Origin of the sequence: Corallococcus sp. AS-1-12 (genome assembly GCF_020036995.1) — a bacterium.
Classification (GTDB): domain Bacteria; phylum Myxococcota; class Myxococcia; order Myxococcales; family Myxococcaceae; genus Corallococcus.
In genome coordinates this window covers 79,089-93,450 of record NZ_JAIQDD010000006.1, presented here as the reverse complement: position 1 = coordinate 93,450, position 14,362 = coordinate 79,089, and the positions used below count along the sequence as shown (strand labels likewise).

Here is a 14,362-nt window from a genome sequence, read left to right as displayed (position 1 = left end):
GGGATGATAGGGCCTTTCAGCCGCCGCGCACCGGGTGACGGAACACCGGAGGAAAGACGCGCGGGGCCTTCTTCTTGCGCACGCAGGTGGTGTCCGCGCTCATGTAGCAGGCGGAGAACGCGCGCCGCCGCTGCCCGGGCCGGCCGCGCCCGGAGCGGTGCCAGACGTGGTTGTGCACGAGCAGCGCCTCTCCGGCCCGCACCGGGAGGGGCACCACGTGGCGTTCCGCGTCCGCCGCCTGCACGCGGTCCGGGGGAATCACGCCGCCCAGCGACGTCACCAGTCCCGCGCGGTGGCTGCCGGGGATGACCTCCAGACAGCCGCCGCCCTCCGGCGCGTCGTCCAGCGCGGTCCAGATTTGAAGGTCCGGCTCGCGCGTGAGGCCCCACAGCTTCCCGCCGTCCTGGTGGAAGGGCAGGTTGCTGCCGCCCGCGGGGCCCTTGTGGAAGAGGATGGCGCGGTACAGGACGATGTCGCCGGGGATGCGCGCGCGGGCGATCCGCTCGAACAGCGGGTTCTCCAGCCACGCGAGGAAGCGCGGATCCTTCTCCAGCTTCTCCAGCTTGCGGTAGTCCAGGGACGGGCCCTGCCAGCCCAGTCCCAGGGGCGCGTCCTCGTAGCGGCCGGTGGTGGCGTCCGGCTGGAAGAACATCCCCGGGTACACCACGCGGCCGAGCATCAGGTCGTCCGCCCGCTCGCGCAGGGACTCCACGCCCGCGTCATCCAGCACGCGGCCCAGGCGCGCGAAGCCGTGCGCCTCGTAGTGGGCGAGCACGGCCGCCACGTCCAACCCTTCCGCCTCCTCGCTGAGCATCGCGCGCACCATTGCCTGGAGGCCCGGGCGCGTCCAGCCCGGCCTTGCGCGGCAGGGGGAGGGCGCCCTCGGGGGGACGGGCTGTCGGCCCTTGCACCCGCGCCTGCCCGGCCGCATGGTGGGCGGGGATGCCCTACCGCCGCGCCACGCACCTCGTCTCCGCCCCGGATGGCACCCGGGTGGCGGTCCACACCCACAGCTCGGGCATGCCGGAGGAGGGCCGCGACGCCGCGCTCGCGGACCGCCCTACGGTGCTGCTGACCAACGGCATCGGCACGTCGGAGAACTTCTGGCGCCACATCGTCGCCGACCTGGAGCAGGACCACCGCGTGGTGCACTGGGACTACCGCGGCCACGGCATGAGCGAGGAGTCGCGAGACGGGGACTACCGCGTGAATGTGCACGTGGACGACCTGGAGCGCGTCACCGAGGCGGCCATGGCGCGCGGCGACGGCCGGCCCCCGCACCACATCGCCTTCTCCATGGGCGTGCGCATCCTGCTGGAGCTGTACCGCCGCCGGCCGGAGCTGGTGCCGTCCATGACGCTCATCGCGGGGACGCCGGGTGTGCCGGGCGCGGCGGATCCGCGCTGGGGATCCCGCGTCATGTTGTCCGCGGCGAAGGGGATGCTGGCCGCGGGAACGCCCTGGGTGCCGGTGGTGGCGCCCGCGGTGAAGGCCTTCCTCGCCACCCCGCTGGCGGATCCGCTGGCGAGGGCCGTGGGGGCGCTGCGGCCCCGGGCTCCGCGCGAGGACATCGCCGAGTTCCTGGACGCGCTCTACCACATGAGCGCGCAGGCCTATTGGCGCACGCTGCGAGGCCTCACGGAGGGCCACGCCTGGGACGTGCTCCCCTCCATCCGGGTGCCCGTGCTGATCATCGCCGCGAGCGACGACGTCCTCGTGCCCCTGTCGGAGGTGCAGCGGCTGCACCGCGCGCTGCCCCAGGCCCACTGGCTCCAGGTGGACGACGCCGGCCACGCGGGCCTCCTGGAGGCCGGGACGGAGATCGCCCAGTCCGTTCGGGGCTTCCTGGATGCGCATGGATTGGCGGATTCAGGGTCCCCGCAAACCCCCGGGACTCCTGGCTGAAGCCGGGCGGGTCCGGACGGCCCGTCCGCACTGTCAGGTCCTGAGAAAGTTGTGACCCGGAGGGTTCCGTGGACAGGGGCTGGAAGTCACCGGGAGGGGTTTGCGTCGGCCTGTAATTTTGTGGTTTGTGAGGAGGCTCAGTACTCAACACGGAGTCTCCATGTCCTGGTCTTCCCGGCACCTGCTGGTCCCATTGTCAGCGGTGCTGTTGGTGTTGTCGGCGTGCGGTGGTGATGACGACAAGAACCCTGTCTGCGGCAACGGCATCATCGAGCGTGGCGAGGCGTGCGACGACGGCAACCGCGTCGAAGGCGACCGCTGCAACAATAGCTGTCAGGTGACCAAGCCCACGACCGACGCGGGCACCGAGCAGGACGCGGGCACGGAGACGGACGCGGGCACCGAGCAGGACGCGGGCACGGAGACGGACGCGGGCACGACCACGGACGCCGGCACGGAGACGGATGCCGGTACGACCACGGACGCCGGCACCGAGACGGACGCGGGCACGACCACCGACGCGGGCACGACCACGGACGCCGGCACGGAGACGGACGCGGGCACGACCACCGACGCGGGCACCGGGACGGACGCGGGCACGACCACCGACGCGGGCACCGAGACGGATGCGGGCACGGTGACGGACGGCGGCTCCGGCATGGGCGACGCGGGCACGGACGCGGGTACGGAGACGGACGCGGGCACCATCGACGCGGGCACGGACGCGGGTACGGAGACGGACGCGGGCACCATCGACGCGGGCACGGAGACGGACGCGGGCACCATCGACGCGGGCACGGAGACGGACGCGGGCACGGACGGCGGCGCCGTTGACGGCGGCCCGGCTCCGGACGCGGGCACGGGTTCGGACGCGGGCACCGACGCGGGCACCACGGCGACGCTGAGCGCCCTGGAGCCGGCCGCGGTCTTCGCGCGCTCGGGCACCACGGGTGAGACGATTCCGGAGCCGCTCGCGGTGACGCTGAGCGCCGAGGCCACCACGGACGTCGTGGTCCAGGTCACCTCGTCCAGCCCCTCGGTGGTCATCGCCAACAACGGCCAGGTGACGGTGCCGGCGGGCTCGCGCTCCGCTGCGGTCATCGTGACGGCGGACGACGCGGCGGGCTCCGCCAAGGCGACGCTGACGGCCACGCTGGGCGCGGATTCGCGCACCGCCACCGTGCGCGTGCTCGGCGCGACGGAAGCGGCCGCGCTGGCGTACCTGTCGCCGGAGACGGTGTCGCTGGCCGCCGGTCAGACTGCCAACGTCACCGTGACGCTCGACATCCCGGCCGCGGCGGCCACGTCCGTGGCGCTGTCCACCACGGGCAACGTGGGCTCCGTGCCGGCCACCGTGACGGTGCCGGCCAACGAGATCTCCGCGAAGTTCACCTTCACCGCGGGCGCCGCCGGTTCGACGGGCACCATCGTGGCCACGCTCAACGGCCAGTCCGTCTCCGCCCAGGCGCAGGTCACCGCCGCCCCCACGACGGACCACGTCGTCATCAGCGAGTTCGCCGTTGCCGGCACCGGTGGCGCGAACGACGAGTTCATCGAGCTCTACAACCCGACGAACGAGGCAGTGAACATCGGTGGCTGGAAGCTCCAGTACAAGAGCGCGACCGGCGGCACCTACAACAGCACCGCCTTCACGTTCCCCACGGGCGCGACCATCGCCGCGCACGGCTTCTACCTGGTGACGGGCGGCTCGTACTCCGGTGGCAGCACGGTCGCCGGTGACGCCTCCGCTGGGACCACCATCCCGCTGGGCGGCACGGCGGGCCACATCCGCCTGGGCAAGACTGGCATCTCCACCGCGAAGGTGGACGCCCTCGCGGTGGACACGGTGGGCTACGGCTCCACCGCGGACTCCGCCGAAGGCAACAGCCCCATCAACGGCACCCCTGCCGCCGCCGGCAGCTACGAGCGCAAGGCCAACGCCGGCTCGTCCGCCGCGACCATGGAAGGCAGCGGCGTGGACGCGACGAAGGGCAACAGCCGGGACACGGACGTGAACAGCGCGGACTTCATCATCCGCACCACGCGCGGCCCGCAGAACAAGGCCAGCGCGCTCGAAGTCCCTTGACGCACTGAGCAGTGACCGGCCCCCACCGTCCGTCCAGGAACGGTGGGGGCTGGAAATACCCGCGCGCTTTCGCCATAAGCGGGGGCGTGCGAGTCGTCTCCTGGAACGTCAACGGTCTGCGCTCCATCCACCGCAAGGGCTTCCTCCCGTGGCTGTCCAAGGCCCGGGCGGACATCGTGGGGCTGCAGGAGGTGCGCGCCCGCGTGGAGCAGCTCCCCGCGGAGGTGCGCGCCCCCCGCCGTTGGAAGACCCACTTCGTGGCCGCGGAGCGCCCCGGCTACAGCGGCGTGGGCCTCTTCAGCCGCCACGAACCGGACGAGCTCACCACCACCCTGGACGCGCCGGAGGTGGACGCGGAGGGCCGCCTCCAGTTCGCCCGCTTCGGTAGGCTCACCGTGGTCAACGGCTACTTCCCCAACGGGAACGGGAAGGACCGGGACCTCTCCCGCATCCCCTTCAAGCTGGACTTCTACCGCCGCCTCTTCGCGCGCCTGGAGAAGCCGCTGCGTGACAACCAGCGCGTGCTGGTGATGGGGGACTTCAACACCGCCCACCAGGCCATCGACCTGGCGCGCCCGCGAGAGAACCGGGAGACGAGCGGCTTCCGCCCGGAGGAGCGCGAGGAGTTCGACCGGTGGATCCGCGCGGGCTGGGTGGACACCTTCCGCCACTTCAACGCCGAGGGCGGCCACTACTCCTGGTGGAGCCAGCGCGCCGGCGTGCGCGAGAAGAACATCGGCTGGCGCATCGACTACGTGCTCGCCACTCCCGCGGCGCTCGCCTTCGTGAAGAAGGCCTCCGTGCACGCGGACGTCCACGGGTCGGATCACTGCCCGGTGAGCGTGGACCTGGACCCCGCGGTCCTCACCTGAAACCCCTCATGCCCAAGGGACACCCCTCATGAACGCACTGCTCTCCATCTGGACCTGGGTCGAGGTGGGCCTCGTCGCCCTGGTGGGCTTCTTCGTCCAGCTCTTCCTGTTCATCTTCACGTTCCTGTTCGACAAGCGCCGCTACGTGGTGGGCCGCTGCTTCCGCCTGGTCGGCGTCACCGCCGCGAAGCTCACGCCCTACTGGCGCTTCGGCGTGCACGGCAACGTGCCGGACCACGTGGCGGCCAACACCGTGGTGGTGAGCAACCACGAGTCCAACGCGGATCCGTTCCTCATCTCCCACCTGCCGTGGGAGATGAAGTGGCTGGGCAAGAAGAGCCTCTTCAAGGTGCCCGTGGTGGGCTGGATGATGGGCATGGCTGGCGACATCCCGGTGGAGCGCGGCGACCGCGACTCGGCCACCGGCGCCATGGCGCGCTGCAAGGAGTGGATGCTCAAGGGGATGCCGGTGATGATCTTCCCGGAGGGCACGCGCTCCAAGACGGACGAGCTGCTGCCCTTCAAGGACGGCGCCTTCCGGCTCGCCATCGAGATGCAGGCGGACGTGCTGCCCCTGGCTGTGAGCGGCACGCGGCTCGCGCTGCCCAAGCACTCGTGGCGCTTCGCCACGTCGCGCGGGCTGGTGACCGTGGGCACGCCCATCTCCACGAAGGGGATGACGTTGGACGACGTGGAGTCGCTCAAGAACCAGGCGCGTGCCCAGATTGAAGCGCTGCGGGCATCGCTCAAGCCGCTGACGGGGAGCGCGGCCCCCGTGCCGGCGACGGACGCCAACGCCGCCCGCTGAGCGGCCGGCGGGCCGGGGCCGCGTGTTGTCCAGGAACGCACGCATCCCAGATTGTTGAACCTTCACGCGGGGCCTGGACTATGGAGTCCCCACGGGGCCGTTCCTCTCGGTCCGGCTCGGCGCATGGCGCCCAGGAAGGAAGCGCGTGATGACGCCGGGCGGTGCACGTGAAGAGCAGCGGGTGGCCACGGGCATTCCCGGCCTGGACACCGTCCTGTGCGGCGGCCTGCGCAAGGGCCGCATGTACATGGTCCTGGGCCTGCCTGGCGCGGGCAAGACCATCCTGGCCAACCAGATCTGCTTCCAGCAGGCGGCCCAGGGCCACCGCGTCCTCTACCTCACGCTCCTGGCCGAGTCGCACACCGAGCTGGTGAGCAACCTGCAGACGCTGTCGTTCTTCGACCCGTCCTGCGTGCCGGGGAAGATCAGCTACCTGAGCGCCTTCACCGTGCTGGAGCAGGGCGGGCTGGACGCGCTCGCGGAGCTGGTGCGCAAGGAGATCAAGGCGCACAAGGCCTCGCTGCTCGTGCTGGATGGACTGCTGGCGGCGGAGGAGCTGGCGCCGTCGCGGCAGGCGCTCAAGAAGTTCATCCACGGCCTCCAGGTCGTGACGGGCCTCATCGGCTGCACCACCATCGTGCTCACCACCGGGGGCGAAAAGGGCCTGCGCGCGGAGCACACCATGGTGGATGGCCTGCTGGTGCTCCAGCAGCGGATCTTCGGGGTGCGCACCCTGCGCGAGCTGAGCGTGCGCAAGTTCCGGGGCAGCGCGTACAAGCTGGGGCAGCACGGCTTCGAGATCACCGGCGACGGGCTCACCGTCTATCCCCGCCTGGAGTCCCTGGTGGACGGCAACCTGGTGCCCGGGGCGGGGACGCGGGAGCGTGACGCCTTTGGCATTGCCGGCCTGGACATGATGCTCAAGGGCGGCGTGCCCGCGGGCTCCACGACCATCCTCCTGGGGCCGCCGGGCAGCGGCAAGACGCTGCTGGGCCTGAGCTTCCTGGCGGAAGGCGCGCGTCAGGGGGAGCGCAGCCACTACTTCGCCTTCTACGACGCGCCGGAGCGGATGCTCGCGCAGGCGGCGGGCGTGGGGCTGCACCTGCAACCCCTGATGGAGCGCGGGGACCTGGAGGTGAGCTTCCGGCCGCCCACGGAGAACATCCTCGACAAGCTGGGCATGGAGCTGTTGACCATCGTCCGCAGTGGCCGGGTGCGCCGCATCTTCCTGGACGGCTACGAGGCGCTCCGCCGGGCCTCCACGCGGCGTGCGCGGGTGGCCCGCTTCCTGGCGGCGCTCGTCAACGAGTGCCGGGTGCGCGAGGTGACGCTCCTCTACTCGGCGGAGGCGACCGCCGCGTTCGGCCCCGAGGTGAAGTTCCCGCTCAAGGGCATCTCCATGGTGGCGGAGAACATCCTGTTCCTGCGCATGGTGGAGCTGCACTCCGGGCTGCGCCGCTTCATCGCGGCGCTCAAGGTGCGCAACAGCGCCTACGATCCCGCCCTGCGCGAGCTGGAGATCACGGGCAAGGGGATCAAGGTCGGCGAGCCCTTCGCGGAAGGGCAGATGTTGATGACGGGGCTCGCGCGCACGCGGACTCCGGAGCCGACCCCGTTGCCGAAGCCTCGCCGCAAGCCGCGCGCGGGCACCACGTCCGCCGCCAGGGCGACCCCGACCAAGTCGCGCCGGAACGTCCGCAAGCATCGAGGCACGTGACCATGGGGCCCGTCCTCATCGTCGACGACGAGTTCGGCATCGTGGAGGCCGTCCGGGACCTCTTGTCCGACGAGGGCTACCGCACGGCCACGGCGCTCAACGGCCGCGAGGCCCTGGAGCGGATGCGCCAGGAGCGTCCGTCGTTGGTGTTGCTCGACTACATGATGCCGGTGCTCAACGGGCCCGGGGTGCTGGAGTCGATGCAGAAGGACCCGGCCTTGCGCGACGTCCCGGTGGTGATGATGAGCGCGAGCCCGCCGGACTTCTGGCAGCACCTGCCGTGCGCGGGCTTCCTGCCCAAGCCCTTCGACATCGAGCAACTGCTCGCCATCGTCCGGCGCCTGGGCGGTCCACCGCCGCTCACGCACTGAGGTCCGCCTGCCAGGGATTGCAGGCAGACGTGGTCCGTGACCTTGACATCCAGGTCATGGGCAATCAATGCCGCCGTGTTCACTGGGGGACACTTCAATCATTGGCGCCCTCACGTCCGTCATCGACTGGGAAGGCGTCTTGAAATCTCTCTGGTGTGTGTGTCTCCGGTCCTCCTGGCTCCTGGGAGGGCTGTTGGCGGGCGTCCTGGCCTGCTCCGCGGAGTCGCCGGCCCCGACCATCGAACCCTCGCCAGTCCTGGCCGAGCACCGCACGGAGCTGCCGGAGAACGCCTCGACTGATGTCGGCGAGGACTGCACGACGAGGGTTATTTCTGTAGCCAGACATGCGTCGGCGAATCCCAGTGTCCGGCGCAGTGGAAGTGCTCGCGGGTGCATCCCGGAGCCAGCGCCCGCGTCTGTGTTCCCCCTGCGGATTGGAAGGGCGCCGCAGCGCCCTCACGCGGCTGAACTCCCTCTTTCCTTCAAGCATTCTTCTCCGTCGGAGACGGGTGCATATCTCCGCGGGCCCACCTGATAGCTCCGGACCGAATACGTCCATGGGAGCGGCGCTGGAGAGCTTCGAATACCAGCGCTACTAGACGGGCGCGCAGCCCTTCTGGACGCCCCTGCGCTTCATGGGCCACTACTACGACGCGGAGACGGACCTCTTCGAGAACTGGAACCGCTACTACGACCCGAGCATTGGCAGGTACCTCCAGCCGGAACCGATGTTGGGCCGGGGACCCTCAGCGCTTCCTGCGTATGCCTACGCCTTGAGCAGTCCAATGTTTTACGTGGACCCGAACGGAAACGAGCCTATCGGCTTGAGCCCCGTTTCGTATCTGGCTGGGTTCTTGAGACAGCACTATGGGCGCAATGCAAACAATCAGACCGTCCCCTAGGGTAGCCTCGCGGCAAATAACTGGGAGCTTCTGTCTGACGCGAAATCAATGTATCACCGCTTTGGTTCTGGCAATGAGCGGAACGAGAAGTGGGTTTCTCCGGACGGGAAGTGCGAGGCCGTATACAAGGATGGCGAGTTGGTGACGGACCCCCTGAACTACGGGACGTACAACTATTCCGGTCCTAATGGGATCGATGGCTTCGGCCATTTCGTTTACGATGTCATTCCCTATTGGTTGTATGGGAATACCCCGCAGCTCCCAGACCCCACGCCCATCTGGGCGCGGATCCTTGGACCCAAATTCTACTGACAGGGGTATCGTGAGGGTGTCGCGGTCGGGGGAGAGTTCCCGACCGCTGCCTCAGGCGAGGGGAGCGATGACGTGACGCGGTCAAATGACGGAGCGTCGCTTCGAACCCGCTGGGGCGGGCTTGCCATGTGCACGCTTGCTGGCGCTGCTCTCGGGTTGTTGGGCGACTTTGTTGCCCCAGGGCCAGCACCGGCGGCGGGCGACGTCCTCATGGCTCTCCTGTTGTCCCCAGTCGCCATTTTGGTGGGCGGAGCGGCCGTCACCCTCGACTCCAAACTCTTCGTTGTAGGCGGTCTGCTGTTCTGGCCCGGCTATTTTCTTCTGGCCAAGTGGTGGCTGCAGCGGGGAGTCATCTGGGCATTGCCTCTGATGTTCCTTTGGTGCGGGCAAGGCTGCTTCCAACTCGTCCATCGGTACTGGATGATCATGTCGGCGTAGGCGTGCGCCTGGGGCTGTGAAGGGCGGCTCTACTGGCCGTTCCGCTGTGAGGCTCGACCCCGCGCATCCTGGCGCGGTGCGGTCCAGGCACCCCGCACGGCGCGCTGCATCAACCGCTTGAGCGCGCGGAGCGCGTTCTCGGCTGCTTGCAAATGGGTAAAGGGGGCTGGTATTTCTTCGTCAATCGAACGAACTCGCATGTTCGCGGTGGGCGGGGACGCGGGGCGGCTCCAGGTGGCAGGGGCCCCAGCGGCGGGAGACGGCGGTTTCTCCTCTGGTGTGTAGCAGCATGGGTGACGCGACGCGGCATTCGGGCGACGGATTTCAGCAGGTTTCGATTTCTTCGCCGTAAGAACGAAGTCATCCCAGCAAGACACCCTGGAGGGGATTCATGCTTCGCACCAAGCGTTTCGCGTGGACGTTGGCGGCCGTTGGAGTTTTCGCGACGGCGGGGCTCGTTGGCGCCTGTGACCCCGAGGACGACCCCACGCCTGGCACCCAGAATGACGCCGGCACCAACAAGCCGGACTCCGGCACCAACACCGACGCGGGCAGCAACACGGACGCCGGGACGAACACTGACGCGGGCTCGGAGACGGACGCGGGCACCACCACCGACGCGGGCTCGGAGACGGACGCCGGCACCACCACCGACGCGGGCACCCAGACGACGCTGCCCCTGGCGGTGGACGGCACCTGGGCGGCCAGCGGCTACATGGGGGATGGCTCGACCGAGGGCCTGCTGGTCGACGAGCCGGTCTGCGCCACGCCCCGGCCGGGCTCGGGCCTGGGGGCATGCCACAAGTTCACCTACAAGAAGGGTGGCAATGGCTGGGCGGGCGTCTTCTGGCAGTACCCGGAAGGCAACTGGAGCAAGGATACGCCCCCGAAGCCGGGCTTCCTGGTGCCGGACGGCGCGAAGGCCGTGACCTTCTACGCGTGGAGCGAGAAGGGCGGAGAGACCGTGGACTTCTTCGTGGGCTACGGCCCGAACTCCCGCGATGGCTTCGAGGTGAAGCTCAGCCCCCAGGCGGTCCTGACCACGGCGCCCACGAAGTACACGCTGGATATCAGCAAGATCCGCTACGCCGACGTGGCGGCGGGCTTCGGCTGGTCCGCTGGAGGCCTCGAAGAGCCGTTCGTGTTCTACATCGACGACATCCAGTGGCAGTGACCCCCAACTTGAGCGCCCGGTGCGCCAAACCAGGAACGTGAGCGGACGATGAAAGCGGGAACGGCGGTGTTGACGGTCGATGCGGCGGGCATGCGCGCGCAGAACAGCGGCCTGCTGCTGAACATGATCTGGCGCGAGCGTCAGATCTCCCGGGCGGAGATCGCCCGGCGCACGGAGCTCAGCCCGTCGACCGTCTCCGCCATCGTCGCGGACCTGGAGCAGGCGGGCCTGGTGCGCAGCATCGGCGCCGGGGTCTCCCGCGGGGGCCGCCGTCCCACCCTCATCGGCTTCTGCGATGAGGCGTTCAGCCTGGTGGGCGTCGAGCTGGGCGCCTCCCACGTCACCGTCGTCCTCACGGACCTCCGCGGCCGCGTGCGCACGCAGAGCAAGGCGAGCCACGCGGTGCGCGGCGATCCGGAAGGGTCGCTGCAGAAGGCGAAGGAGCTGGTCCAGGAGTGCCTGGACGCCGAGCGCGTCCCGCGCCGCTCCGTGGTCGGAATGGGGGTGGCCGTGCCCAGCCCCGTGCACCCGGCGTCCCCCGGCAAGATGTCCCCCCTCATCCTCCCCGCGTGGAAGCACGTGGACGTGAAGGAGTGGTTCGAGACCACCTTCGACATGCCGGTGTTCGTGGACAACGACGCGAACCTCGGCGCGCTGTCGGAGTGCTTCTGGGGCGCGGGCGCCAACGGCGAGGACCTCACGTACATCAAGCTGGCCACCGGTATCGGCGCCGGTCACATCATCCACGGCGACGTGTACCGGGGCGCTGGCGGAACGGCCGGTGAGATCGGCCACATCCCGGTGGACTCCAACGGGCCGCTCTGCGTCTGCGGCCTCAGGGGCTGCCTCGTCACGCTCATCGGCTCCACGGCGCTCACGGAGCGCGCGCGCGAGCTCATGGGCACCCGCGGCCGCAAGGGCCCCACCGTGCGCGACCTGGTGGAGGGCGCCCGCACGGGCGACGCCGCCGCGAAGCAGATCATCGACGGCATGGGCGCCTACCTGGGCATCGCCGTGGGCGGCCTGCTCAACCTGCTCAACCCCGCCATCGTCGTGCTGGGCGGGGAGATCTCCTCCGTGGGCGAGATGCTGCTCGACCCCTTGCGCGCGTCCGTGCGGCAGCGCGCCCTGTCCGTCTCCATGGCGGAGACGCGCATCGTCACGTCGACGCTGGGGGAGCGGGCCATCGCCGTGGGCGCGGCCACCCTCGTGCTCCAGGCGGCGCTGCGCGACCGCTCCCTCTTTCCCACGCAGTCCGTCGGGAGAAGTGCATGACTTCGCGCCGTCTCGTCCTCGCCCTGGCCCTCTCGGGCCTGGGAATGGCTTCGTGTGATCCGGCAGCAGGTCTGGATAACAAGCAAAGCGAGCAACCCAAGCCCGTAACGGAGCAGCCGGGCACGGGCTGGGAGATCGTCTGGCAGGACGAGTTCGACGGGCCGGCGGGCGCGCTGCCCGCGAAGGAGCGCTGGGTCCCGGACGTGGGCGGGGACGGGTGGGGCAACGGCCAGTACGAGTTCAACACCGCGCGGGCGGAGAACGCGTCGCTGGACGGAGAGGGCCACCTGGCCATCACCGCGCGCCGGGAGCGCTACGGCAACAACGACTACACGTCCGCGCGCCTCACGACGAAGAACCGCTACGCCAAGGCCTACGGCCGCGTCGAGGCGCGCATCAAGCTGCCCACGGGCCGGGGCATCTGGCCGGCGTTCTGGCTGCTGGGCGCGGACGTGGACTCCGTCGGTTGGCCGGAGTGCGGCGAGATCGACATCATGGAGCACAAGGGGCAGATCCCCTCCGTGGTGAGCAGCGCGGTGCACGGGCCGGGCTACTCGGGTGGCTCGAACATCGGCCGCCAGCACGCCGTCTCCGGACCGCCGCTCGCTGAAGACTTCCACCTCTACGCGGTGGAGTGGGAGCCGGAGCTCCTGCGCTTCATCGTGGACGACACCGTCTTCTTCGAGGTCACCCCCAAGAGCCTGCCCGCCGGCCGCAAGTGGGTCTACGACCATCCGCACTTCATCATCCTGAACGTCGCGGTGGGCGGCTCGTTCGTGGGGCCGCCGGACGCCAAGACGGTGTTCCCGCAGACGATGAAGGTGGACTACGTGCGCGTCTACGAGAGGGCCGCGCAGTGAGGTTCGCCCGCGCGCTCCTGCCGCTGGCGCTGCTGGTGGCGTGCTCGTCCGAGCCGCGCCCCCGGCCGCCGGGCGTGCTCTTCGTCTCCGTGGAGCAGCAGAGCGCGTGGGTGCGCAACTTCAACCCGCTGTTCGCGGGCGCCGGTGCGCGCTGGCCCACCCGGGCGGGCGTGTACGAGTGCATGGAGATCTTCAGCTCCGCGCAGGGCCAGTGGGTGCCGTGGCTCGCCACCGGCCACGCGTGGTCCGAGGATCAGCGCACGCTGCGCTTCACCCTGCGCGACGGCGTCCTCTGGTCCGACGGAAAGCCTTTCACCGCGGACGACGTCGTCTTCACCTTCGGCCTGCTCAAGCAGCACCCGGCGCTGGACGCTGGCGGCGTGTGGCGCTTCCTCACGGACGTGAAGGCGGAAGGCAAGGGCACCGTCGCCTTCAGCTTCTCGCGCGTGTACCTGCCGGGCTTCAGCGACCTGGCGCACCAGATCATCGTGCCCCAGCACGTGTGGAAGGACGTCGCGGACCCGGTGACGTTCACCAACCCGGAGCCGGTGGCCACCGGGCCCTTCACCCAGGTGACGCTGTTCCGCAACCAGGTCTACGAGCTGGGCAGGAACCCGCACTACTGGCAGCCCGGCAGGCCCGCGGTGTCCGCGCTGCGCTTCCTCGCGTTCCCCACCAACGACCAGGCCAACATGGCGCTGGTGGAGGGGGAGGTGGACTGGGCGGGCAACTTCGTGCCGGCGGTGGACCGCACCTTCGTGTCGCGGGACCCCGCGCACCACGCGCGCTGGTTCCCGCTCTACGGCAGCACCGTCTTCCTCTACCCCAACACCACGCGCCCGCCGCTGGACGACGTGCGCGTGCGCAAGGCGCTGAGCATGGCGCTGGACCGCGACCGGCTGGTGGAGGTGGCCATGTATGGCTACACCCGCCCCGCGGACGCCACCGCCCTCAACGACGCGTACACCGGCTGGAAGGACGCGGAGGTGGCGAAGGACACGTGGACGCGCCACGACCTGGACGCGGCCAACAAGCTCCTGGACGAGGTGGGGCTCACGCGCGGCGCGGATGGCCTGCGGCGCCTGAAGGACGGGCAGCCCTTCACGATGGACCTGGAGGTCGTGAGCGGGTGGTCGGACTGGGTGCGGGCGGGGCAGGTGGTGGGCCGCGACCTGCGCAAGCTGGGCATCGGCGTGACGCTCAAGACGTACGAGTTCGGCACCTGGTTCACGCGCCTGCAGAAGGGCGAGTTCCAGTTGGCCATCTCCTGGTCGCTGGACGGCCCCACGCCGTACAACTTCTACAAGTGGCTGCTGTCGCCGCGCACGGTGCGGCCGGTGGGCGAGGTGGCCGCGGCCAACTGGCACCGCATGGGTGACGCGCAGGCGGATGAGCTGCTCGTGCGCTTCGAGCGCGCCGGCACGCCGGAGGAGCAGCACGCGCTGATGTCCCAGGTGCAGCAGCGCTTCTCCGCCACCGCGCCCGCGATTCCGCTGTTCCCCAACCCGTCCTGGGGCGAGTCCAACTCCTCGCGCTTCACGGGCTTCCCCACCGAGCAGGACCCCTACGCGCGGCTCGCGCCGCACGCGGAGCCCGACAGCCTGCTGGTGCTGACGCGGCTGTCCCCGAGGGAGCGCTGACC

Annotated in this window: 13 protein-coding genes; 12 read left to right on the top strand and 1 reads right to left on the bottom strand. The window is 69.9% G+C overall.

Annotation, left to right across the window (positions count from 1 at the left end; all coding sequences use genetic code 11):
* Positions 1-16 precede the first annotated feature (16 nt).
* Positions 17-814: a phytanoyl-CoA dioxygenase family protein gene (locus tag K8556_RS12180; RefSeq protein WP_223740219.1), complete on the bottom strand. Its 798-nt coding sequence runs from the start codon at positions 812-814 to the stop codon at positions 17-19.
* A 128-nt stretch (positions 815-942) separates the two neighbouring features.
* On the opposite strand from K8556_RS12180, the gene K8556_RS12175 reads away from it, so the two are divergent.
* The 12 genes from K8556_RS12175 to K8556_RS12120 all read left to right on the top strand — a co-directional run bounded on the left by K8556_RS12175 (position 943) and on the right by K8556_RS12120 (position 14,360).
* The gene (locus K8556_RS12175; protein ID WP_223740218.1) at positions 943-1,905 is read left to right on the top strand and encodes an alpha/beta fold hydrolase; all 963 of its coding nucleotides are present in this window, start codon (positions 943-945) and stop codon (positions 1,903-1,905) included.
* Positions 1,906-2,065: 160 nt separating this feature from the next.
* Positions 2,066-3,991: a lamin tail domain-containing protein gene (locus K8556_RS12170; RefSeq protein WP_223740217.1), complete on the top strand. Its 1,926-nt coding sequence runs from the start codon at positions 2,066-2,068 to the stop codon at positions 3,989-3,991.
* 86 nt (positions 3,992-4,077) lie between these two features.
* Positions 4,078-4,863 carry an exodeoxyribonuclease III gene (locus K8556_RS12165; protein WP_223740216.1) on the top strand — a complete coding sequence of 262 codons (786 nt, stop codon included), beginning with the start codon at positions 4,078-4,080 and terminating at the stop codon, positions 4,861-4,863.
* A 28-nt stretch (positions 4,864-4,891) separates the two neighbouring features.
* Entirely contained in the window at positions 4,892-5,671 is a 780-nt protein-coding gene (locus K8556_RS12160; protein WP_223740215.1) for a 1-acyl-sn-glycerol-3-phosphate acyltransferase, read from the top strand.
* Positions 5,672-5,819: 148 nt separating this feature from the next.
* Positions 5,820-7,388, top strand: coding sequence for an ATPase domain-containing protein (locus K8556_RS12155; protein WP_223740508.1), 1,569 nt, complete (start codon positions 5,820-5,822; stop codon positions 7,386-7,388).
* A gap of 2 nt (positions 7,389-7,390) precedes the next feature.
* Complete coding sequence (locus K8556_RS12150) at positions 7,391-7,759, top strand: two-component system response regulator (RefSeq protein WP_223740214.1); 369 nt, start codon at positions 7,391-7,393, stop codon at positions 7,757-7,759.
* A 626-nt stretch (positions 7,760-8,385) separates the two neighbouring features.
* Positions 8,386-8,661 carry an RHS repeat-associated core domain-containing protein gene (locus K8556_RS12145; protein ID WP_255651642.1) on the top strand — a complete coding sequence of 92 codons (276 nt, stop codon included), beginning with the start codon at positions 8,386-8,388 and terminating at the stop codon, positions 8,659-8,661.
* Positions 8,662-9,183: 522 nt separating this feature from the next.
* A complete protein-coding gene (locus K8556_RS12140; protein ID WP_223740212.1) occupies positions 9,184-9,411 on the top strand; it encodes a hypothetical protein in 228 nt (75 codons plus the stop codon).
* Between the two features lie 391 nt (positions 9,412-9,802).
* On the top strand, positions 9,803-10,585 hold the full coding sequence (locus K8556_RS12135) for a hypothetical protein (RefSeq protein WP_223740211.1): 783 nt from the start codon (positions 9,803-9,805) through the stop codon (positions 10,583-10,585).
* A 48-nt stretch (positions 10,586-10,633) separates the two neighbouring features.
* Complete coding sequence (locus K8556_RS12130) at positions 10,634-11,860, top strand: ROK family transcriptional regulator (RefSeq protein ID WP_223740210.1); 1,227 nt, start codon at positions 10,634-10,636, stop codon at positions 11,858-11,860.
* Complete coding sequence (locus tag K8556_RS12125) at positions 11,857-12,720, top strand: family 16 glycosylhydrolase (RefSeq protein WP_223740209.1); 864 nt, start codon at positions 11,857-11,859, stop codon at positions 12,718-12,720. The genes K8556_RS12130 and K8556_RS12125 overlap by 4 nt, the downstream gene beginning before the upstream one ends.
* The gene (locus tag K8556_RS12120; RefSeq protein WP_223740208.1) at positions 12,717-14,360 is read left to right on the top strand and encodes an ABC transporter substrate-binding protein; all 1,644 of its coding nucleotides are present in this window, start codon (positions 12,717-12,719) and stop codon (positions 14,358-14,360) included. The genes K8556_RS12125 and K8556_RS12120 overlap by 4 nt, the downstream gene beginning before the upstream one ends.
* Positions 14,361-14,362 lie beyond the last annotated feature (2 nt).